Annotated in this window: 22 protein-coding genes and 1 other annotated feature; all 22 genes read right to left on the bottom strand. The window is 52.2% G+C overall.

Annotation, left to right across the window (positions count from 1 at the left end):
- Positions 1-33 precede the first annotated feature (33 nt).
- The 22 genes from xseA to efp all read right to left on the bottom strand — a co-directional run bounded on the left by xseA (position 34) and on the right by efp (position 20561).
- Positions 34-1248, bottom strand: a complete 1215-nt coding sequence (gene xseA, locus BUB67_RS04010; protein WP_073236132.1) for an exodeoxyribonuclease VII large subunit — start codon at positions 1246-1248, stop codon at positions 34-36.
- Between the two features lie 307 nt (positions 1249-1555).
- The gene (gene gltA, locus BUB67_RS04005; protein WP_073236129.1) at positions 1556-2962 is read right to left on the bottom strand and encodes an NADPH-dependent glutamate synthase; all 1407 of its coding nucleotides are present in this window, start codon (positions 2960-2962) and stop codon (positions 1556-1558) included.
- On the bottom strand, positions 2955-3806 hold the full coding sequence (locus BUB67_RS04000; protein WP_073236126.1) for a sulfide/dihydroorotate dehydrogenase-like FAD/NAD-binding protein: 852 nt from the start codon (positions 3804-3806) through the stop codon (positions 2955-2957). Before BUB67_RS04000 ends, gltA begins: the two co-directional genes overlap by 8 nt.
- An 87-nt stretch (positions 3807-3893) precedes the next feature.
- A complete protein-coding gene (nusB, locus tag BUB67_RS03995) occupies positions 3894-4334 on the bottom strand; it encodes a transcription antitermination factor NusB (RefSeq protein ID WP_073236123.1) in 441 nt (146 codons plus the stop codon).
- 82 nt (positions 4335-4416) lie between these two features.
- Positions 4417-4638 (bottom strand): DUF2273 domain-containing protein, encoded by a 222-nt coding sequence (locus BUB67_RS03990; protein ID WP_073236119.1) that lies wholly within the window; start codon positions 4636-4638, stop codon positions 4417-4419.
- Positions 4639-4661: 23 nt separating this feature from the next.
- On the bottom strand, positions 4662-5198 hold the full coding sequence (gene amaP / locus BUB67_RS03985) for an alkaline shock response membrane anchor protein AmaP (protein ID WP_073236116.1): 537 nt from the start codon (positions 5196-5198) through the stop codon (positions 4662-4664).
- Positions 5199-5333: 135 nt separating this feature from the next.
- Complete coding sequence (locus BUB67_RS03980; RefSeq protein WP_073236113.1) at positions 5334-5747, bottom strand: Asp23/Gls24 family envelope stress response protein; 414 nt, start codon at positions 5745-5747, stop codon at positions 5334-5336.
- A gap of 72 nt (positions 5748-5819) precedes the next feature.
- Positions 5820-7169 (bottom strand): acetyl-CoA carboxylase biotin carboxylase subunit, encoded by a 1350-nt coding sequence (gene accC / locus BUB67_RS03975; protein WP_073236103.1) that lies wholly within the window; start codon positions 7167-7169, stop codon positions 5820-5822.
- 9 nt (positions 7170-7178) lie between these two features.
- On the bottom strand, positions 7179-9068 hold the full coding sequence (gene accB / locus BUB67_RS03970) for an acetyl-CoA carboxylase biotin carboxyl carrier protein (protein ID WP_073236100.1): 1890 nt from the start codon (positions 9066-9068) through the stop codon (positions 7179-7181).
- A 304-nt stretch (positions 9069-9372) separates the two neighbouring features.
- Entirely contained in the window at positions 9373-10023 is a 651-nt protein-coding gene (locus tag BUB67_RS03965; RefSeq protein WP_073236095.1) for a SpoIIIAH-like family protein, read from the bottom strand.
- Position 10024: 1 nt separating this feature from the next.
- Complete coding sequence (locus tag BUB67_RS03960) at positions 10025-10648, bottom strand: hypothetical protein (RefSeq protein ID WP_073236090.1); 624 nt, start codon at positions 10646-10648, stop codon at positions 10025-10027.
- Between the two features lie 155 nt (positions 10649-10803).
- Complete coding sequence (gene spoIIIAF, locus BUB67_RS03955) at positions 10804-11436, bottom strand: stage III sporulation protein AF (protein ID WP_073236086.1); 633 nt, start codon at positions 11434-11436, stop codon at positions 10804-10806.
- A gap of 9 nt (positions 11437-11445) precedes the next feature.
- On the bottom strand, positions 11446-12615 hold the full coding sequence (spoIIIAE, locus tag BUB67_RS03950; protein WP_073236083.1) for a stage III sporulation protein AE: 1170 nt from the start codon (positions 12613-12615) through the stop codon (positions 11446-11448).
- A 13-nt stretch (positions 12616-12628) separates the two neighbouring features.
- Positions 12629-13015, bottom strand: a complete 387-nt coding sequence (gene spoIIIAD / locus BUB67_RS03945) for a stage III sporulation protein AD (protein WP_073236078.1) — start codon at positions 13013-13015, stop codon at positions 12629-12631.
- A gap of 33 nt (positions 13016-13048) precedes the next feature.
- Positions 13049-13249 carry a stage III sporulation protein AC gene (spoIIIAC, locus tag BUB67_RS03940; RefSeq protein ID WP_073236075.1) on the bottom strand — a complete coding sequence of 67 codons (201 nt, stop codon included), beginning with the start codon at positions 13247-13249 and terminating at the stop codon, positions 13049-13051.
- 17 nt (positions 13250-13266) lie between these two features.
- Entirely contained in the window at positions 13267-13785 is a 519-nt protein-coding gene (spoIIIAB, locus tag BUB67_RS03935) for a stage III sporulation protein SpoIIIAB (RefSeq protein WP_073236071.1), read from the bottom strand.
- Positions 13779-14792, bottom strand: coding sequence for a stage III sporulation protein AA (gene spoIIIAA / locus BUB67_RS03930; protein ID WP_073236068.1), 1014 nt, complete (start codon positions 14790-14792; stop codon positions 13779-13781). Before spoIIIAA ends, spoIIIAB begins: the two co-directional genes overlap by 7 nt.
- Before the next feature lie 141 nt (positions 14793-14933).
- Positions 14934-16643 (bottom strand): FAD-dependent oxidoreductase, encoded by a 1710-nt coding sequence (locus tag BUB67_RS03925; protein WP_073236065.1) that lies wholly within the window; start codon positions 16641-16643, stop codon positions 14934-14936.
- 113 nt (positions 16644-16756) lie between these two features.
- Positions 16757-17890: a prephenate dehydratase gene (gene pheA, locus BUB67_RS03920; protein WP_073236062.1), complete on the bottom strand. Its 1134-nt coding sequence runs from the start codon at positions 17888-17890 to the stop codon at positions 16757-16759.
- Positions 17891-17905: 15 nt separating this feature from the next.
- On the bottom strand, positions 17906-18919 hold the full coding sequence (gene aroF, locus BUB67_RS03915; RefSeq protein ID WP_073236059.1) for a 3-deoxy-7-phosphoheptulonate synthase: 1014 nt from the start codon (positions 18917-18919) through the stop codon (positions 17906-17908).
- A gap of 158 nt (positions 18920-19077) precedes the next feature.
- Positions 19078-19340, bottom strand: a binding site (T-box leader).
- 149 nt (positions 19341-19489) lie between these two features.
- Positions 19490-19921: a CD1247 N-terminal domain-containing protein gene (locus BUB67_RS03910; RefSeq protein ID WP_073236056.1), complete on the bottom strand. Its 432-nt coding sequence runs from the start codon at positions 19919-19921 to the stop codon at positions 19490-19492.
- Positions 19922-20003: 82 nt separating this feature from the next.
- The gene (gene efp / locus BUB67_RS03905; protein WP_073236053.1) at positions 20004-20561 is read right to left on the bottom strand and encodes an elongation factor P; all 558 of its coding nucleotides are present in this window, start codon (positions 20559-20561) and stop codon (positions 20004-20006) included.
- Positions 20562-20580: the final 19 nt, after the last annotated feature.

The raw sequence follows: 20580 nt of genomic DNA, 5'->3' as shown, positions 1-20580 counted from the left end.
TGGGGTTGGGTATTTAATGTCTTCTTTATTCTATTATTTTTCTCCCCATGCAACCTCGAACTTGGATTCAACTTTGCATCCAATTTCCCCTTTACTTAATAACACATGAACGGTCTGTCCGATTGCCAGGCTGCCGGCATCGGTTACCACTTTTCCCTCGCTGGTAGTACAAATGCTATAGCCTCGGGCCATGGTGGCGAGGGGGCTCAGGACATGCAGTTTCCCCGCCAGGCCGGCCAGCAAAGCTGTTTTATCCGCCAGCAAGAGTTTACCTGCCCGCTGCAGGTTGCTGGTAAGCATGTCCACAGTCTGCTGCCGGTTGCCGGTGATCAGATAAGGTCTCCGCAGCGGCTGGCTGTCGGTACAATTTTTTACCCTTTGCCGGGCCCGTTCCAGGCCGTTGGCCATACCCTTGACCAGTCTCTGTTCCAGCCCCTGCAGGTAGCGTGCCATTTCCCGGCAATCGGGCACCACCAGCTCCGCCGCTGCCGAAGGGGTGGGGGCACGTAAATCGGCCACCATATCCGCAATGGTATAGTCTGTTTCATGGCCCACCGCTGAAATAACGGGAATTTGTGAATTGGCGATGGCCAGGGCCACTTCCTCGGTATTAAAGGCCCATAATTCCTCCAGAGAGCCGCCGCCCCGACCCACAATCAGTACATCTATGTTATGCAAGCCGTTCATTTGGGCAATGGCCCGGGCGATGGATGCCGGCGCCCCTTCTCCCTGTACCAGAACCGGCGCCAGGATGATCTGCACCTTTGGCCAGCGCCGGCGGATAATGTTCAGCATATCCTGTACCGCCGCCCCGGTGGGGGAGGTGATAATCCCCACCACCTTGGGAATTCTGGGGATGGGACGCTTCCTGTCCGGGTCAAACAGCCCCCGGGCCGCCAGCTTTTGTTTCAGCTGCTCGAAGGCGATATAGAGGGCCCCGATTCCCTCCGGTTCCATACCCTCGGCATAGAGCTGGTAGCTGCCGTCCCGCTCGTAGACAGAAATATAACCACGAATAACCACAGACATGCCGTTTTCCGGCCGAAACAAAAGCCCCTTGGCCCGGGAACGGAACATCACCACCTTGAGGCAGGCGTCCCGGTCCTTCAAAGTAAGGTAAACATGCCCGGAGCTATGGTTTTTAAGGTTAGAGATTTCCCCTTTTACCCAAATATTAGCCAGCAGAAAGTCGTTTTCGATTTTGTCTTTTATGTACTTGGTGACTTCTGAAACGGAAAGGATTTTCATACAATATTCCTTTCAGCGATAATTTTAGCCATCAGCCATCAGCCATCAGCCATCAGCCATCAGCCATCAGCCATCAGCCATCAGCCATCAGCCATCAGCCATCAGCCATCAGCCATCAGCCATCAGCCATCAGCCAAATTGTGGGGCATAAAAATAGCATTGTCAAGAGCAATCTATTAAAAGACCCAAGAGAATTACCCAAAATATAAAGCTGAAGGCTGAATGCTGACGGCCAGACCCCAAAGACATACCCATAAGCCAAAAGTGTACCGCCCCTGAAGGAGCGATACACCTGGACAGACACTGGTTAGTTTTTCTTCGGCCCCTTGGCCATTAAATACTCGTGAATGCTCCTGGCGGCTACCCGTCCGGCGCCCATGGCCTTAATTACGGTGGCGGCACCGGTTACTACGTCACCCCCGGCGTAAACACCCTCTTTGGATGTTTTACCGGTTTCATCGGCCACAATGTTGCCCCGCTTGTTGGTTTCCAAATCCGGTGTGGTTTTGGTGAGCAGCGGGTTCGGTCCCTGTCCAATGGCCACGATGGCAATGTCCACGGGAAGTACAAATTCGGAGCCGGCAATGGGTATCGGTTTCCGGCGGCCGGAGGCATCCGGTTCACCCAGCTCCATCTTAATGCATTCCAGACCGGTCAACCAACCTTCTTCGTTACCGATGTATCTGGTGGGGTTGGTCAGGAACAGAAACTTAACGCCTTCTTCCTCGGCGTGTTCAATTTCTTCCAGACGGGCGGGCAGTTCAGCCCGGGAACGACGGTATACGATATAAACTTCCTCGGCGCCCAGACGAAGGGCAGTACGGGCTGCGTCCATGGCTACGTTGCCGCCGCCCAGAACAGCGACCTTCTTGCCCACCTTAATGGGGGTGTCAGACACGGGGAAGCGGTAGGCTTTCATCAAATTGGAACGGGTCAAAAATTCGTTGGCGGAATAAACACCGTTTAAGTTCTCCCCGGGCAAATTCATAAAGTAAGGGGTTCCTGCACCGGTGCCCAGGAAAACGGCATCATAGCCTTCCTCATTCAGCAGTTCATCCAAAGAGGCAATTTGACCGATGATGGCATTGGTTTCAATTTCCACGCCCATCTTTTTCAGGTTCTCAATTTCCTTTTGCACGATCCGCTTGGGCAGGCGGAACTCGGGGATACCATACATCAAAACACCGCCGGGGGTATGCAGCGCTTCAAATATGGTTACACTGTGGCCCCAGCGCGCCAGGTCAGCGGCACAGGCCAGACCGGCAGGACCTGAACCGACGATGGCCACTTTATAACCGGTGGGTTCGGACTTTTCAATCTCTTCTTCTTTATTCATAATGTAGTCGCCCACAAAACGCTCCAGGCGGCCAATGCCCACGGGCTCGTGTTTCTTGCCCACCACACAGAACTTTTCACACTGGTTTTCCTGGGGACATACCCGTCCACAAACCGCGGGCAGGGCATTGGTGCGTTTAATCACTCTGGCTGCTTCATCAAATTTTCTTTCTTTAACCAGAGCAATAAACTCCGGAATATCTACGCCAACGGGGCAGCCCTGCTTGCACAAAGGCTTTTTACAGTTAAGACAGCGCTCGGCTTCGGCCACTGCTAATTCTTCGGTATATCCCAAAGCCACTTCGTCAAAGTTTTTTGCCCGTACCTGGGGGTCTTGATGGGGCATGGGATGCTTTTTCGGAATGATTTGTTTAGCCATGGCATTTACCTCCTCCACCACAGCCACAACCGCCCCGGTTCAGAGCGTGCTGTTCTTCGGCTTTATACTTACGGGAACGCATTAACTGCTCTTCAAAATCAACTAAATGACCGTCAAATTCGGGGCCGTCCACACAGACAAACCGGGTTTCTCCTCCCACCGTTACCCGGCAGGCGCCGCACATGCCTGTGCCGTCCACCATAATGGAGTTCAGACTGACCATAGTCTTGATTCCATATTCTTTGGTCAGGTTGGCCACCGCCCTCATCATGGGCAGGGGACCAATGGCCATTACCAGATCGGGTTTTCCTTCTTTTTCAATATATTCACGCAGCACGTCGGTCACAAAGCCCTTGCGTACATAGGAACCGTCATCGGTGGTTACCAGCAGTTCGTGGCATACTTCCTTCATGCGCTCCTCCCAGAAAATCAGGTTTTTGCTGCGAGCGCCCATGATGCCCACAACATGATTGCCTGCGGCCTTCATTTCCCTGGCGATGGGAAAGACCGGAGCCACCCCGACACCACCGGCAACCATGACAACTTTACCGAACTTGTCCACATGAGAAGGAACACCCAGGGGTCCCACGAAGTCCTGCACGGCATCACCGGCGTTCAATTTACCTAATTTTTTGGTGGAATAACCGGCCTCAGCAAATACTATGGTTATGGTCCCTGCTTCCCGGTTATAGTCTGCAATGGTAAGGGGAATTCTCTCCCCGTTTTCGTCTACTCTCAGGATAATAAACTGCCCCGCTTTGGCTTTCTTGGCCACCTTGGGAGCAAGAATTTCATATTCATGGATAGCCGGCGCCAAAGTTTTTTTGGACATGATCTGATACATCCTGGTTTCCTCCTCTTCGAGCGTTTAGCACAACAAGATATAATATAGCATTCCAAGTTTTCGGACCGGTATCTAATGTAAATATTTCTAGACTTTCTTAATCGATGCTGCAGTTTCTGCGGCTTCAATTTCGCCGTCACGCACAAACTTACCTAAAATGCCGTTAACGAATCTGCCGGAATCCGCCCCTCCAAAAACCTTGGCCAATTCCACCGCTTCGTTCACCGACACGCTGGGGGGAATATCATCCCGGAACTTCATTTCATAAAGGGCCAGCCGTATAATGTTGCGGTCAACGTTGGCCATGCGGCTTAATTGCCAGTCTTTGCTAACCCCGCTGATCATTGTGTCTATTTCATCTATGTGCTCCAGGGTGCCCTTAACTAATTGTTGTGCAAATTCTAATTCCTGGGGACCGGCTCCAAACTCCTTGGCAGTATTGTTGATGGCAAAGTCCGGTTCGATTTTCCCTACATCAATTTGAAATAAAACCTGCAGCGCAGTTTCCCTGGCCTGCCTTCTACCCAAGTTAGGACCTCCTCTAATGTCATAGTCATTGTGTCCCTAGTTTTTCCCATATAGCTCATTTACATAAACACTCCCTGAATTGTTACCAACGGTCCCGAAAAAGTCGGTCAAAGGCTCCCCGAAAATCGAACCTTTCGTCCACCCCCTTGCCGATAAAATAACCAACAATTACGCATAAGGCTACAAAAACAGCTTTAAAAAGCCCATAGTTTATGGCAAACCAACCAAATACCAGGCCCAAGGTGATGCCCAGGGCTTTTCCCCGGTGGTTTTCTAAAATGTCCTGGATGAATTTGTAGATCATCTCAAACCCTCCCTCCTATGGGCCTACTCTACCCGGGGACGGGTGGTGGAAATATTGTCCACAACAATTTTAATATCGTTTACGGTAATACCGGTGGTTTGCGATATATACTCCTGAACCCTGTGCTGGATTTCCCGGCTGATTTCCGGAATGCTGATATCCGGCGCCACAATGGCCCTGATATGCAGTCCCATGCCCGCAGGGGTCTGGACCACACGGGGTTTCACTTCCTTTACACCGGAAATCTGGTAAACCACCTTTTTCACCAGGTTTTCAATGGCCTGCAACGAGATGCGTACCTGTCCCAGCATATAGTCGTGGACAACCGCTTTGCCGGACTCACGCCGGGTCAGGGAGACCCACAGCAACCGCAGTCCCACCAGCAGCAGCAATCCGATAAAGACAGACAGGTACAGCTGCAGGTCATATACATAGGGGCTTTGCCACAGGAAGTACAAAGGCTGCTGCCACCAGCCGGCAACAATAGAAAGCAACAGCGAACAAAAGACTGTCATTAACAGGGTATAAATAAAAAGAAGACCTCGATCAAAGGGGCTCACAAATCCCCCTCCCTTTTTGCTATAATACTATAAACCAAAATCACTATCATACTATAAAATATTTACGTTATACATATAAAATGCGGAACCAACATTACATTGGTTCCGATTCTTTTAAGTGTTGTTAAATTAAGATTACCTTACCCGGTGAGGTTCTTCGTCTTTGTTTTCGGTATTGGCAAAGGCCACTCCCTGTACATGGACATTGACTTCCACCACCGAAAGACCGGTCATTCCCTCAATGGCACGTTTTACATTCATTTGAATTTGGGACGCCACGTCAGGAATACGAACGCCATATTCCACAATCACAAAGAGATCTACGGCGGCTTCCTTTTCGCCCACCTCTACCTTGACACCCTTGGACAGGTTCTTGCGGCCCAGCATTTCGGCAATGCCGCCGCCGATGCCGCCGCTCATGCCTGCCACGCCGGGAACCTCGGTTGCCGCCATACCGGCGATAACGCCTACCACGTCATCGGCTATGCGGATACCGCCCAGTCCCTCCTGGGGAGTCATCACCACTATATCCCGTTTATTGTCTGCCATGGTACACCTCCAAATGATCCATTAACTTCCATGTGCATTATAACATATTCTGGCAATACACAGCAACCCGGGTTACGGCTCCGGTAAAATTCGTCTCTGGATAAAGTTGGTGTAGACTTCGCCCCGGCGGAAAAAGGCATTGTTAAGGACCTTCTTGTGGAAGGGAATGGTGGTGGGGATTCCTTCCACCACAAATTCGTCCAAAGCCCTTTGCATTCTCCGAATGGCCTCGTCCCGGTCCCTACCCCATACAATTAACTTGCCAATCATCGAATCATAATAGGGTGGTATGACATAGCCCGTAAAGGCGGCGCTGTCCACCCTTACACCGGGTCCGCCGGGAGGATGATACAGCGTGATGGTGCCGGGGTGGGGCATAAAGTTTTTATCCGGGTCTTCCGCATTGATGCGGCATTCAATGGCCCAGCCGTCAATGCGAATATCATGCTGGCCATAGCCCAGGGGCTCCCCGGCGGCGATGCGGATCTGCTCTTTTATGAGATCAATCCCGGTGATCAGTTCGGTGACCGGGTGCTCCACCTGAATGCGGGTATTCATTTCAATAAAATAGAACTTGTTATGTTTGTCCAGCAGAAACTCAACGGTTCCCGCATTGTAATAGCCCACCGCTTTGGCTGCTTTAATGGCCGTTTCACCCATTTTGCGACGGAGAGACGGGGTTAAGGCCACCGAAGGGGCCTCTTCAATGACCTTCTGGTTGCGCCGCTGCACAGAGCAGTCCCGCTCTCCCAGGTAGACCAGGTTCCCCTCTTTGTCCCCCAGGACCTGGATTTCAATATGGCGTGGTTCTTCCACATATTTCTCCAAATAAACGTCTCCGTTGCCAAAGGCTGCCTGGGCTTCGTTCCTGGCGGTGTTGATGGCCTTCAGCAAGTCCTCTTCACTGTGGGCCACCCGCATACCACGACCGCCGCCGCCGGCGGAAGCCTTGATTAAAACCGGGTAGCCAATTTCCCTGGCAATGGCAACGGCCTCCTCATCGTCCTTAACGGCGCCTTCGGAACCGGGTACCACCGGTACGCCGGCCTCTATCATGGTCCTGCGGGCCAGGGCTTTATTCCCCATGTATTCAATGGCATGGGGGGAAGGGCCGATAAAGGTAATGCCGCAATCCTCGCAAATCATGGCAAAGTTGTGATTTTCCGCCAAAAAGCCGTAACCTGGATGGATTGCATCCGCCCCGGAAACTTCCGCTGCACTGATGATATTGGTAATATTTAAGTAACTCTTGCCCGAGGGAGCCGGCCCGATGCAGTAGGCTTCATCAGCCAGGCGAACAGGCAAACTGTCCCTGTCCGCCTCGGAATATACCATCACCGTCTTAATGCCTAACTCCTGACAGGCACGGATAATTCTCAGGGCGATTTCACCCCGGTTGGCGATCAGTATTTTTTTAAACATGCGCTCTCCCTACTTCTTTTTGATCAAGAACAATTTCTGTCCGTATTCCACGGGCTGACCGTTTTCCACCAGGATTTCTACGATTTCGCCGGCTATTTCCGCTTCGATTTCATTCATTAATTTCATGGCTTCAATGATACACAGGGTCTGACCCGGCTGCACAACATCCCCCACCTGCACAAAGGGATCGGCGTCCGGAGCCGGGGCCCGGTAAAAGGTTCCCACCATGGGCGCGGTAACCGGAACCAGCCCTGCCGCCGGCTGAGCGGGAGCCGCTGCCGGAACCTCCGGAGTTTTAACGGTTTCTACAACCTGAGCCTCTGCTGCAGGCGCAGCCGCCGGAGTTGTCACAGAAGCGGATACCTTGCCACCCTTGCGGATGGACACTTTAACCCCGTCACTTTCCAAATCTATTTCAGTAATATCCGTTTGGTCAAGTACCTTAATCAGTTCTTTTAATTCGTTAAGGTTCACGTTTTTGGCCTCCTTGGTACGCTTGGTGCCACTAGCGTCAGCAGGTGATCCCGACTTGATGGATGCAGCCTTCCGGTGGGGACCGGTTTCTCCCCTTCGCCGGGCCTCAAAAAACTTGCGGGCCACCTGGGGGAACATGGCATAGGTCAGCACATCCTCCTGGCTAATGGCCAAATCCTTAATTTCTTCTCTTAGTTTATCCAATTTTGGTTCCAGCAAGTCGGCAGGGCGGCAGGTGATGGGCTCCTTGTCTCCCAGCACTTTACGACTGATGGCCGGATCAATGGTAGCCGGCGGCCGGCCGTAATACCCCTGGACATACAGTTTTACTTCACCGGGAATCAGCTTGTAACGCTGGCCGGTGAGCACGTTTAATACCGCCTGGGTGCCAACAATCTGGCTGGTGGGCGTCACCAGCGGCGGGAAGCCCAGTTCCTCCCTCACCCGGGGGATCTCCTCCAGGACTTCGTCCAACCGGTGCAGGGCCTTTTGTTCTTCCAGCTGGGATACCAGGTTGGAAATCATGCCGCCGGGCACCTGGTGTTCAAACACCCGCATGTCGCTAATGCGGGTCACACCGCGTTGCTGTCCCAATTCTTTCCGCAGGTCTTCAAAATATTGGGCAACTTCAAACAGGGCCTTGATGCTTAAACCTGTATCATAGGGGGTTCCCTTAAGGGCCCGTACAACGGTCTCAACGGGAGGTTGAGAGGCGCCAAAGGCCAGGGGTACCGAGGCAGTATCCACCACATCCACGCCGGCTTCCGCCGCTTTGAGGTAGGCCCCTAAGGCCATGCCGCCGATGTAGTGACAGTGCAGCTGCACAGGAACACTCAAGTGAGCTTTAAACAGTTTGACCAGTTCGTAAGCTTTAAAGGGCGCTAAAAGACCGGCCATGTCCTTGATACAAATGGAGTCGGCACCCATTTCCTCCAAACGCAGGGCGGTTTCCAGGTAATGCTGGGTGGTGTGAACCGGGCTGACGGTGTAGACCACAGTGGCCTGGGCATGGGCCCCGGCCCGCTTGGTAACCTGCAGGGCCTTTTCCATATTGCGGATATCGTTCAAGGCATCAAATATCCGGATGATATCCATGCCGTTTTCTACGGTTTTATGAATAAAGGCTTCCAGTACGTCATCGGGATAATGCATATAGCCCAGCAGGGACTGCCCCCGTAGCAGCATCTGCAGAGGGGTGTTTTTGACATGCTTTTTAATCAACCGGAGACGCTCCCATGGGTCCTCATTAAGAAAGCGCAGGCAGACATCAAAGGTTGCCCCGCCCCAAACCTCCAGGGAGTGGTAACCCATTTGATCCAGTTTTTCCAGGATGGGCAACATATCTTCGGTTGCCATCCGGGTCGCCCACAGGCTTTGGTGTCCGTCCCTCAGGGTTGTGTCGGTGATTTTTACCCGATGTGTCATAGTTCCTCCTCCCCCAAAATAAACAACAGAAAACTCAGGTTATTGTAAAACCAAACAACCTGAGCGGGTCCGTCAGTTGCTGTAAAAAAGATTGAATTTAGTTACAATATAAATTATATAGAAGGAGTGGAGGTTTGGCTACCAAGCAACAACAAGTATACAATATTTCTACGATCTTGGCGAAAAGCCTGCTTTAATTTTGCTTTTTGTACAAACTTTTTCCATTCGGCCATGACGTTGAGATGAGGGCTAAGATACCACTAAGATACCACTTAGTAGGAAAAGCTCGTCCCATCGCTTACACTTAATATTTTGGTATAATCACAATGTTTTGCGGACTGACCTGGGTGCTGCGAGACACCAGATCGGTAATCTTAATGGCGTCCTCCTGGTTCATGTCCTTTGACTGAATGACCACGGTTACGGTCTTGCCCTCAAGAAACACCACCGCATCCTTGTATCCCTTGGCCCGGATGAGGCTTTCTACTTCTAGTTCTTTTTGCAAATTATTGCTGATCAAATACAACTGCTCCTGGGCTTTTTTCCGAATGTCCGGGTCGGAGTTGGTATTATTAATAATTTCTCTGGCAATTTCAATTTGATGCCCCCGGCTTCTTTCCCTTTCTAACCGGTATTCCACAAAGAAGCCGCTTCCCTCTTGCATAACATCGTCAACCCGGCTTCCTGTTTCCCCCTGCTCAACCTGCACGGCATTGCCGGAAGGAGTGCTGTCCGGCTTAATGATGTTGTCTCCGGCAGTATTTTGGACTTTTTCCGGCGCTGATTCCTGCTTTCCATGGGAAGCCGTTGCATTGTTCCGGGGGCTTTCCCGGATCGCCTGTGGGTTGTTCATTTTGACAGCATTTTTAATTTCACCGATCCCCCTGTAACCTACGGCCAGCAGGGTGATGCCCAGGATTGTTAACAACCCGAGGAACCAAAATCGTTTGGACATATTATTCACCTGCCTTTCTGGCCATCACAATGACCTTCTGGGGTTCTACCCCCAGAGCCACCTGGGTTGCTCTGAACAACCGGGCCTTCACCGCGGGGTCACCGGCGCCGTCTGCCACCACCAGCACCCCCGCTACTGTGGGCGCCACTTCCCTGCTCATCACCGGGGTTTCTTCACCGTTACGGGTGACCAGCACCAGTTGCCCGCTGTCAGTGTCCTCCGTGAGAACTCTGGTGCCGCCGGACTGGTCTTTCTCCTGGGTGGTCTTCTTGCCGGTGGTCGTATTGATGGCATATTCGGTGCGGGTGGAATTTTGCAGCCTTACCGTAACCTTTACTTTACCCGCTCCCTCCACCTGTTCCAGCATCTGGCATAACCTCTGGGACAGGTACTCCTCTTCCGAGGCCATAGCCGTCCTGGCCGGGTTGCTCCGGTTTTCATTTGCCGCTGCCTTTTCTTTAACCGGGGGAGGCGTCCGGTCAGGTTTGTCATCGCCCAGTCCGCCCAGGAAAAGCAAACCAATTCCCACCACAGCAGCGGCAGCCATCAGCTTTATTTTTTTCATTTGTTCCTTCTTCGGCCCGCCCGCTTCTCCGTCTCCTACCAGGTTTTTTAACCAGCTCATAGAAAACCCTCCTTTTAGCCATCGGCCTTCAGCCCTCAACTGTCGGCTTCCGGGGATTGATTTTGTTCTAACTTGCCCGCCTTTAACCACCAGCAGTTTATGTTTTAGGCTGCCAAGCTTTAGAAATTAATAGCTGATGGCTGAAGGCTGACAGCTTATTTTTCCACTACTCGCACCTGATCCACCGGTATGTTATAAAAATTTGCCACCGTTTGGGCCAGCCGGCGGGCTTGCTCACTGTTGGTCAGGGCAGCCTCCGGGGTTTTATCCGGGGTACTGTTGGCTTCTAGGGTTACTTCCACAGGTTTTACCCTTTGCACCGTTGTTGAACTGTCCCGGGCAGGTTCGGGGGAAATCTCCAGAATAATGCCGGTTAACCGGCCATAATCCTGGTTTCCCGCATGATCGGAAATTTTTACTTGCACCCCGGTCACGTTCAGGTTGTTTTGCAGCCTGGCCAGGGCCAGCACCTGCTTCTCCAGTCCCTGCCGGTATTCCGCCGCAGCCCGTTCCTTTTGTTTATCGCCCAGCTTCTGTCCCTCGGCCATAATGTTTTCCAGGGAAGGACCCTGTGCGTTTTGGTTGAGGGCCGGCAATGCAAACTTAAAATCCTGCCGGACCAGGTTGGCCCCGGCTTCCAACACCACCACAATCACCAGCAGCCCCATAACCATCTTCACATAAGCATGCATTTGGCTGCTGGGCAGTAGCATTTCCAAAAACACCGCCAGCACGATGATGATGACTAAAACCTGTACCAGTGTCTTGATAATTTCCAAACCCGTCATCACCTTTCCTTAACGCAGCATGGTCATCAAATCGCCCATTCCCACCACGATGGTGATGGCAAAGAAAAACAGCAATCCCACCGTAGCCACCGCAGCAAAGATACTGATCAAACTCTTGCCCAAACCGGTGAGGCAGTCTGCCATCTGCTTGTCACCCACCGGTTGAATGAGGGCGCCCGCCAGTTTGTACACAAAGGCCACTGCAAAAATCTTCAGCATGGGTAAGATGGTTAAGACAAAGATGATAATGACACCGGCCATCCCTACGGCATTTTTAATTAACAGGGAAGACCCGATCACGGCATCCAGCGCATCCGAGAACATCCCGCCCACCACCGGGATAAAGGCGTCTGTGGCAAATTTGGCCGTCCGGATGGCCACCCCGTCGGTCACCGAACCGGCAACCCCTTTAATGGCCAGAATACCAAGGAAAACGGTGGAGCATAATCCCAGCACACCCATGGCCACCGTTTTCATTAAATCCGCCAGGCGGGATACCTGAAATCTCTCCGACAGGTTGCTTAAGATGGTCAAAACCGCCGAAAAGAAGATTAAAGGAAAAACAATGATTTTTATAATTGTGCCGATGGCGGTAATAGAACCGAAAATGATGGGATGAAAGATGGCCGTCGAAGCAACCCCGCCCATGGCCGCCAGCAGGGTCAACAACAGGGGAAGCAGGGCCTGCATGAAGTGAACCATGTTGTCCACCGCTTCCCGACCGGTATTGACTGCCAGGGTAAAGGTACCCACTGCCAGGCTGATCAACACCATGTAACTGACGGCATAGGCTAATTTCCCTGTGGTGCCCTTTTCAAAGGAAGACATTAAATTTTGCAGCACCGCACAGATCACTGCCAGCACCACCAGCTTCCCCAGCAGCGATGCGTTGGCCACCACTTCTTTAAAGAAGAATTTAAACAGTCCCGTAAAAATGTCGGTAACCTGCCAGTCAAAATTCCCCTTCACCAGTTGAACAACCAGTTCCTTAAACTTCAGTTCCGGAACCGCTCCCTCGATTTCGGAGTTCAAGTGTTCCACGAACTCCTCCAGTTTACCCATCTCCAGTTCGTTCAGTTGTCCTTCGGGACTTACGCCCTGCGGTTCAGGCGCCGCCTGCACGGGAACCGGGGATAAGAACAAACAAATTAACAACAGCGTACAAATTATTTTGGGCAACCTTCTCCCCACCTTAAGGCACCAGTTTTATCAGTGACTGTAATACCGCAACAATGATGGGTACCGCCATCACCAGCACAATAATTTTGGCCGCAAATTCAATCTTGGATGCCAGGGCATTCTCACCGGCATCCCGGCAGATTTGGGAACCAAAGTCGGCAATATAGGCAATCCCCGCGATTTTCAAAATGGTCCCCATGTATACCATACTGATATTGGCCTGGCCGGCCAGATCCCTCAGAATATTAAACACACCCGTAATTTGAGGCATCATGATAAAGAAAATGATGACTCCTGCTGTCATGGTCAGTAATGTGGCCATGGGCGGCTTTTGCTGGCGCAGAATGATGGCCAAGACACATACCACCAAACCAAGTCCTACGATTTGTAAAATATCCATACCCCTGACACCTCACCTGCTTAACATCAGGACTTAGAAAAGTTTGAACACCGATTTAACCTGGTCAAACAGGTTTCCCAGGAGCTGCACCACCCAGAACAAAACCACGGTCAGGCCGCCTAGGGTGGCCAGGACGGCATAGTCGTCCTTTTTATACTCCTTCAGCAAGGTGCTTAATACGGCGGTTAACAGCCCCACGCCGGCAATCTTAAAGATCAAGTCGATATTCCCCATGATTTTCTTCCCCTTTCCTAGATCAGGATCAGTACGATTGTAAGACCGCCCAGAAAACCCAGGTAGTTATATACTTTGGTATTTTTCAGGGAGGCCTCCTCGGCCTTGGCCTGCTCCAGCTTCAGCTGTTCCTTGGCCAGAACCAGGTGTTTCACCTGGTCCTCCCGGTCAGAAATCCCCAGGCTGTTCCCCAATTCCAATAGGATGGCCCGGTCGGTTTTGGTCAGCGCCGACCTGGGATAATATTCATTCAGCGCCATCTCCCAGGCCTCCCTGGCAGTGATGCCCCGCATGGTCATCAGTTCCTGGGCGGTACGGCTGAACAAAAGGGCCACCCTGGGGTCACACCGTTCCGCCACATAGGCCAGGGCCTCCGGCAGAGGAGTGGCCCCGTAGGAGACCTCTGTTTCCAACATCTGCAGGGCGGTCAGCAGGGACCTGATCTCACCGGGACGCCGGCTGTAACTGCTTGCAACGGTCATGCCGATTAACGTGCAGGAAAGTACCACTGCCGCCGCTCCTATAAATTTCAGCATTTTTTCACCCCCAGCGACCGCATGGTGCGGCCGTCAATAATGTCCTCCACCGTTCCTACACCCTTTGATCTGCCCAACAAAACAAACCGCTGGATGGCCTTTATTTTAAATAAATACTGTAAGGCCGGGCGGTCAGCCAGTTCTTCCAGAGAGGCGCCGTGCACGGTGGTCAAGACCTTCACCCCGGCATTTAAGACCTCCTCCAGGGCCGCCACATCCTCCCGGCGGCCAATTTCGTCGGTGGCGATTACCGCCGGCCCCATGGAACGAAGCAGCATCATCATGCCCGCCGCTTTGGGGCAGGCATCCAGCACATCGGTACGGGGGCCGATATCCCGCTGGGGTATGCCGCGGTAACAGCCGGCAATTTCTGAACGCTCGTCCACCACCCCGACATTGACCCCCGGAAATCCCAGTTCGGGGATTCCTTCGCTCAGCCTGCGCACCAGGTCCCTCAACAGGGTGGTTTTGCCGCAGCGGGGTGGTGACACCAGCACCGTGTGATAAAATCTGCCGTCGGGTGAAATAAGATAGGGCAACACCCTGTCCGCCACCCCCTTGACGGCACGAGAAATACGAACATTAAAACCAGAAATGTATTTAATATTTCTAACCACCCCCTGGTCCGTGAGCACTTTCCCGGTAATACCCACCCGGTGTCCCCCCGGCAGGGTAATAAAACCGTTCCGCAGTTCTTCTTCCAGTGCATAGAGGGAACTGCGGCTCACCAGCTGGGTGACTCTTTCCACATCGCCGGCGCTTACCACATAGGCGTCGGTCACACAGGAAGCAGGCTCCCCCTTTTCCGTGACATAGCAATCGCCCTGGGCCAGGCCCAGCATCAAGGGTCGCCCCTGCCGGATGCGAATTTCCTCCACTGTTTCTCTAAGGGCTAACGGTAACTCACTAAGCATTTGCCGCAGGTTCGGGGGCAGTAAGTTTAACACCTCATCCAGGGGTGTCGCTCTTTTAATGTCAGGGGGTTGTAATGGCCTTAAGACAGACATAGTTTGTCCCCTCCCTATTTTATACATATTGGTCCAGGCCCCAATTTATACCAAATAACTATCGCATCAGGACAAAAAAAGAGCGCCTTTCGGCGCTGAATAAAGAAAACCCGTACGAATTCGTACGGGCCTTTTAATTTCTTAAAAATCATCCATATCGAAGGGCCAGCCTTCCATGCCGGCTTCCATAAACTTGACATTCTTAAATCCGGCGCCCTGCAGGATACGGGAGGCTTCATAGGCCCGGGTCCCCATGACGCAGACGGTGACAATTTCCTTGTCTCCCGGTACCTGGTCCAGTTTCTCCCTAAGTTCGCCCAGGGTCAACTGCTGTACCCGGTCGTCTTCAATGTGGCGCATGTTAAACTGCTGGGGTGTCCGAACATCCAGCAGGACAAAGTCCTCCCCGCGTGCCAGTTTTTCTTTGACTTCTTGCGGAGTATAGGTGTTGGCCACGCCTTCCAGTTTGTTCTTCAGGGCCATACCGGTATGCACCATGGGGTCGATGGGTGTGTTGTAAGGAGGCGCATAACCGAGGTCCAGGTTCAGCAGGTCGTCCAGGGTGCCGCCGTAATACATCATGGTAGCTGCCACATCGATGCGCTTGGCCACTTCCCCCTTGCCGATACCCTGGATCCCTAACAGCTTCCGGGTGTTCTTTTCCACGATCATCTTCAGTAAAATCTTGTTGCTGTTGGGATGATAGTGGGTCATATCAAAGGTGGCAACCAGGATGGATTCAATGTCATACCCCAGGGCACGGGCCTGTACTTCCCCCAGACCGGTACGGGCCACATTCATGCCCATACAGTGCAGCACACCGGTGCCCAGAATCCCCTTAAAGGTAGATTTGCCGCCGGTAACGTTGTCCCCCACCACACGGCCCTGGCGGTTGGCATAGGTGGCCATGGGGGCGTAAACCTTTTTACCGGTCAAGAGATGGGTATTTTCCACGCAGTCGCCCAGGGCATAAATGTCAGGGTCACTGGTCTGCATATATTCATTGACAACGATGGCGCCGGTTTCACCGATGGTCAGACCGGCCTCCTGGGCCAGTTTCACATTGGGCCGAACCCCAACGGCTAAAATAACGGCGTCCGCATCAATGGAGCCCTTGTCGGTAATGACTTTGGTAACTCTGCCGTCTTCGCCTTCCAGGCGGAGAACCTTTTCTCCAAAGCGGCCTTCCAGGCCCTGCTCATAGAAGTTCTTGTACAGCAGTGTACCCATATCCGGGTCCAGAATGCCAGGTAGCAGGGTGTCTCTGAATTCCACCACGGTTACGGTACGCATGGGGCTGAACACGGCATCCACAGCTTCCATGCCGATAAAACCGGTACCGATAATCACCACATCGTTAACTTCCCCGGCGTCCAAAGCCTGCTTGATAGTCTGGGCATCCTCCAGGTGATTTAAACGGTAAACCCCTTTAAGGTCCAGGTTTTCTATGGGAGGAGTAATGGGATAAGAACCGGTACCCAGAACCAATTTGTCATATTCAAAAACCCTTTCTTCGCCGGTATCAACATTACGGGCAATCACCCTTTTGTTGGCCCTGTCGATGGAGATGGCTTCCATGCCGGTAAACACGTCCACACCCCGTTCGGATTTGAAAAACTCGGGGTCGCGCTTAACGCCGTAGGAGGTAGAGTAAAGGTGGTCAAAATCGTGAATCTTTCCGGAAAGGTAGAAAGGCATACCGCATCCGGCAAAAGATATGTACTTACCCTTTTCAAGAATAGTAATTTGCGCATCGGGATCTAAACGGCGCGCCCTGGCTGCTGTTTTGGGACCTGCGGCAACGCCGCCGATAATAAGGATTTTTTTGCTGGACAAGAATAGTCCCCCCATTTCTTCAAAATTTCAACAATTATATTATAACGCCAACGATAGAATAGATTCAATACTTGCCCACTCTTATTACCAAAACTAATTTGTATGGGAACTAAAAAATAACATCCCAGTCATGGGACCCGGGATGTTAATTGGTTTACCTGAAGTTCCACAAAATAGTCCAGCAGGGTCCGGTAAACAGTCTCCAGTACATCGGGGGACAGCCCATGATGTTGGGCCAACCGGCGCACCTGTGCCAACACCTGTGCTTCTCTGGCCGGGTCTCGAACCTGCCCGGCATTTTGTTTCAGCTCTCCCACTCTGGTGACCAGCTTGGCCCTTTTGCCCAGCAATTCAATGACCTGCCGGTCGATGATGTCGATATCCGCCCGGAGTTCCTCCAATGTTTCTTCCTTCTTCCCGCTCTGGCAACCGGCGCTTTGACAGGCCGGGTAACATCCAAGGATACGAACTTGCCGGGACAAAGCAGTAATGTCTTCCAGTGCCTCTTTTACCGCCGGTTCGCCAAGGTGGCCCTCCAGGTCGATAAAGAAAATATATTCACCCAGGCAGGTTCTGGCAGGGCGGGATTCAATGCGGGTTAAATTGATTCCCCGCCAGGCAAATTCCTTTAAAATGCTGTAAAGGGCCCCGGGACGGTCAAGCAGGGAAACCACCAGGGAGGTTTTGCAGGGAACCTCCCTGCAGGGAATGTCTTCCCGGCCCACCACCACAAAGCGGGTACAGTTATTGGACCGGTCTTGAATGTTTTGTTCCAAGGTGGTCAGGTTGTAGTGTTTTGCTGCAGCGGTAGTCCCGATGGCAGCCATGGTTTTCTCCCCGCCGGCTACCATGCTGGCCGCCAAGGCGGTACTTTCCACCGGCAAAAGTTTGGCAGCGGGTAACTTGCGGGCCAAGTACCGGCGGCACTGGGCCAGGGCCTGGGGGTGGGACAGGACAGTCCGGATATCCCGGACAGCACTGCCCGGCTGCACCAGCAGGTGATGAGCCACCGGCAGCATCATTTCTGCCTGGATTTTTAAAACGGGCAGTTCCAGCAACAAATCCAGAACCGGGTTCACGGTGCCTTCAATAAGATTTTCCAAAGGCAAGACTCCCTGTGTATAGCGGCCGTCGGCAACCCCCAAACAAACTTCCTGTAAGGATTCACAGGGAACCAGTTCAACCGATTGATCCCCCGCATAGTCCAGGGCGGCCTGCTCGGAAAAAGTTCCCCTGGGTCCAAGATACGCAATCCTTCTCATATGGCGTTCCCCACCCTAAAGTGTTTTGCCCACGGCCGCAGCCACCGGTCTTATTTTTTCCATCAGTTGGGCAAACTCCCGGGGGGAGAGAGATTGCGGACCGTCACAGAGGGCCCGGGACGGATCCGGGTGCATTTCCACCAGCAGCCCGCTGGCGCCGGCTGCCACCGCCGCCATGGCCATGGGCAGCACCAGATCCCGCTTGCCGGTGGCATGACTGGGATCCACCACCACCGGCAGGTGGCTCAGACCCTGCACCAGGGGCACCGCGCTTAAGTCCAGGGTGTTTCGGGTGTAGGATTCAAAGGTTCGAATGCCCCGTTCACAGAGAATTACATTCTGGTTGCCTTCAGACATCACATATTCAGCAGCCATCAGCCACTCTTCCACCGTAGCCGAGAGACCTCTCTTCAATAAAATAGGTTTGTCGGATTTTCCGGCTGCCTTTAACAGCCGGAAATTTTGCATATTGCGAGTTCCTATTTGTAAAATATCAATATAATCTAAAGCCATGGCCAGGCTTTCTTCATCAATCACTTCACTGACTGTAACCATACCGGTTAACTCAGAGGCTTCCGCCAGCAGTTTTAGACCCTGCTCCTCCATTCCCTGGAAGCTGTAGGGAGATGTCCGGGGTTTGAAGGCCCCTCCCCTTAAAAACCTGGCGCCTGCTTCCCGGGCCGCCCAGGCTGCCTCTATCAATTGCTCGCGGCTTTCCACCGCACAGGGACCGGCAATGACCGCCAGTTCCTTACCGCCGATGGTTGCGCCCTTCACCTGAATGACGGTGTTTTCTTCCTTTACTTCCCGGCTGGCCAGCTTGAAGGGCTTCATAATGGGAACCACTTTTTCCACCCCGGGCAAAGCTTCCAAGCCTAGGGACTCAATGACCCGCCGGTCGCCCACGGCGGCCACAACGGTTCGTTTAACCCCGTAAATCACCTGCGTACGGAATCCCACCGCCGTTAACCTGGCATCCACATCCAATATGTGTTCTTCAGTTGCCTGGGGCTGCATAACCACTACCATAAATCATCCCTCCGTAAATTTAATTTTGCAAAATCTACTAAGGGACGAAAGCCATAGACTTCCGCGGTACCACCCTTATTGGCCCGAAGGCCCCCTCGGCAGGGTACGGGACTAAGGTTCCCCGTACAGGGGGGAACATTAAAAAAGCTTCCCATCCCTTTAGGGACGAGAAGCTGATCGCTACCGCGTTACCACCCTAGTTGATCCCAAAAAACTTGGAGATCCCCTCTGTGCAGAGTACGGGAACAAAGTCCGATACCCCCTTCCCTGTAACGTGGGAACAACGGCCCAACCTACTATTAGTTCAGTCGGCATCTCCGGAGAGAACTTCAATTAGCCATATCTGGAAACGCTCTCAGTCGGTGACGTTTCCTCCCTGGGAGACTGGGTCTAACCTACTTTTCTCCTTCATGGACTTTTGTCTATGAAATTTGTTTTTTATTTTATACAATTTCTACGGCAATGGCAAGGGAATCCTTGTACTTTTTTTACAAAATAAATGAAAGGACAGAGTTTACGGGTTCTGTCCTTTCATAAAGCCTTATAACTTATTAATGATACCGCCGTTTCTTACCGTTGCTTGTCCGTCTCCCGGCCTTCCAGCGATTCAGCCTCGTCCGCGCTGGCATAGGTATCGTCATTGACAAATACCACTTCATTGCAGTTAGGGCAGGTAACTTCAATGATGTCGTCATCTTCCAGAATATCGGAATGGAACATGACTGTTTCACCACAGCCGGGGCAGTCAACTTCGACATAGTCGTCATCGTCACCCCGGCATTCGTTGAGGTCTTCCTCCAGCGTGTAGAGATCCTCGTCAATGGTCTCTACATAGTCTTCCAGTTGTTCCTGGGCTTCCTCCAGGCCTTCCAAATGGTCGGCAAAATCCTGTAATACATCAATAATCCCGTTCAGCAAACGGCCCTCTTTGCTTTCCACCGGCAAGTCCATGCCGTCCGCCAGTCCCTGCAGGTAAGCCACCTTCGACTTCAAACTTTCCATGCAAAAACCCCCTTTGACTTGGTACCGTAATAACACTACAGTATTATTCCGCAATCCAGGGGGTTTTAAACATATTATAGAATTATACCCTTTTTACATAGCTACCGGTCCGGGTATCAACCTGCAGCACGTCACCCACGTTAACAAAGAAAGGTACGGTAATAACAGCGCCGGTTTCCAGGGTTGCGGGCTTACCACCACCGGAAGCAGTATCGCCTTTAATGCCGGGGGCAGTCTCTACCACTGCAAGCTCAACAACGTTTGGTAAGTCGACACCAATAATCTGTCCATTGTAGGTGGCAACGGTGAGGGTCATATTTTCCTTCAGCCACTTAACGGCATCTCCCATGTCTGCTTTGGAGATGGTAAACTGGTCGAAGGTTTCCATGTTCATCACGTTGTAGTTTTCGCCGTCGTTGTAAAGATATTGAACCTCCTGCCGTTCAATTCTGGCAGGGGCCAGTTTTTCGTTGGGGTTAAAGGTTCTTTCAATGACGGCTCCGGTGCGCATATTTTTCATCTTGGTGCGCACAAAAGCGGCGCCTTTACCGGGTTTAACATGCTGGAATTCAATGATTTGATATACGTCGTTATCAACCTCGACCGTTAAACCGGTTCTGAAATCACTGGTGGAAATCAACAAAATCGCCTCCTAAAAC

The sequence above is a fragment of the Desulforamulus putei DSM 12395 genome, assembly GCF_900129195.1.
GTDB classification, from domain to species: Bacteria; Bacillota; Desulfotomaculia; order Desulfotomaculales; family Desulfotomaculaceae; genus Desulfotomaculum; species Desulfotomaculum putei.
The sequence above is the reverse complement of the archived record's forward strand: the minus strand, read 5'-3'. Positions and strand labels throughout refer to the sequence as shown.

Excerpts from the sequence above, each read along its gene's own strand:
- xseA (WP_073236132.1), bottom strand. The coding sequence starts at position 1,248 with ATGAAAATCCTTTCCGTTTCAGAAGTCACCAAGTACATAAAAGACAAA.
- gltA (WP_073236129.1), bottom strand. The coding sequence starts at position 2,962 with ATGGCTAAACAAATCATTCCGAAAAAGCATCCCATGCCCCATCAAGAC.
- BUB67_RS04000 (WP_073236126.1), bottom strand. The coding sequence starts at position 3,806 with ATGTATCAGATCATGTCCAAAAAAACTTTGGCGCCGGCTATCCATGAA.
- BUB67_RS03990 (WP_073236119.1), bottom strand. The coding sequence starts at position 4,638 with ATGATCTACAAATTCATCCAGGACATTTTAGAAAACCACCGGGGAAAA.
- BUB67_RS03980 (WP_073236113.1), bottom strand. The coding sequence starts at position 5,747 with ATGGCAGACAATAAACGGGATATAGTGGTGATGACTCCCCAGGAGGGA.
- accC (WP_073236103.1), bottom strand. The coding sequence starts at position 7,169 with ATGTTTAAAAAAATACTGATCGCCAACCGGGGTGAAATCGCCCTGAGA.
- accB (WP_073236100.1), bottom strand. The coding sequence starts at position 9,068 with ATGACACATCGGGTAAAAATCACCGACACAACCCTGAGGGACGGACAC.
- BUB67_RS03965 (WP_073236095.1), bottom strand. The coding sequence starts at position 10,023 with ATGTCCAAACGATTTTGGTTCCTCGGGTTGTTAACAATCCTGGGCATC.
- BUB67_RS03960 (WP_073236090.1), bottom strand. The coding sequence starts at position 10,648 with ATGAGCTGGTTAAAAAACCTGGTAGGAGACGGAGAAGCGGGCGGGCCG.
- spoIIIAF (WP_073236086.1), bottom strand. The coding sequence starts at position 11,436 with ATGACGGGTTTGGAAATTATCAAGACACTGGTACAGGTTTTAGTCATC.
- spoIIIAD (WP_073236078.1), bottom strand. The coding sequence starts at position 13,015 with ATGGATATTTTACAAATCGTAGGACTTGGTTTGGTGGTATGTGTCTTG.
- spoIIIAC (WP_073236075.1), bottom strand. The coding sequence starts at position 13,249 with ATGGGGAATATCGACTTGATCTTTAAGATTGCCGGCGTGGGGCTGTTA.
- spoIIIAB (WP_073236071.1), bottom strand. The coding sequence starts at position 13,785 with ATGCTGAAATTTATAGGAGCGGCGGCAGTGGTACTTTCCTGCACGTTA.
- spoIIIAA (WP_073236068.1), bottom strand. The coding sequence starts at position 14,792 with ATGTCTGTCTTAAGGCCATTACAACCCCCTGACATTAAAAGAGCGACA.
- BUB67_RS03925 (WP_073236065.1), bottom strand. The coding sequence starts at position 16,643 with ATGGGGGGACTATTCTTGTCCAGCAAAAAAATCCTTATTATCGGCGGC.
- pheA (WP_073236062.1), bottom strand. The coding sequence starts at position 17,890 with ATGAGAAGGATTGCGTATCTTGGACCCAGGGGAACTTTTTCCGAGCAG.
- aroF (WP_073236059.1), bottom strand. The coding sequence starts at position 18,919 with ATGGTAGTGGTTATGCAGCCCCAGGCAACTGAAGAACACATATTGGAT.
- BUB67_RS03910 (WP_073236056.1), bottom strand. The coding sequence starts at position 19,921 with ATGGAAAGTTTGAAGTCGAAGGTGGCTTACCTGCAGGGACTGGCGGAC.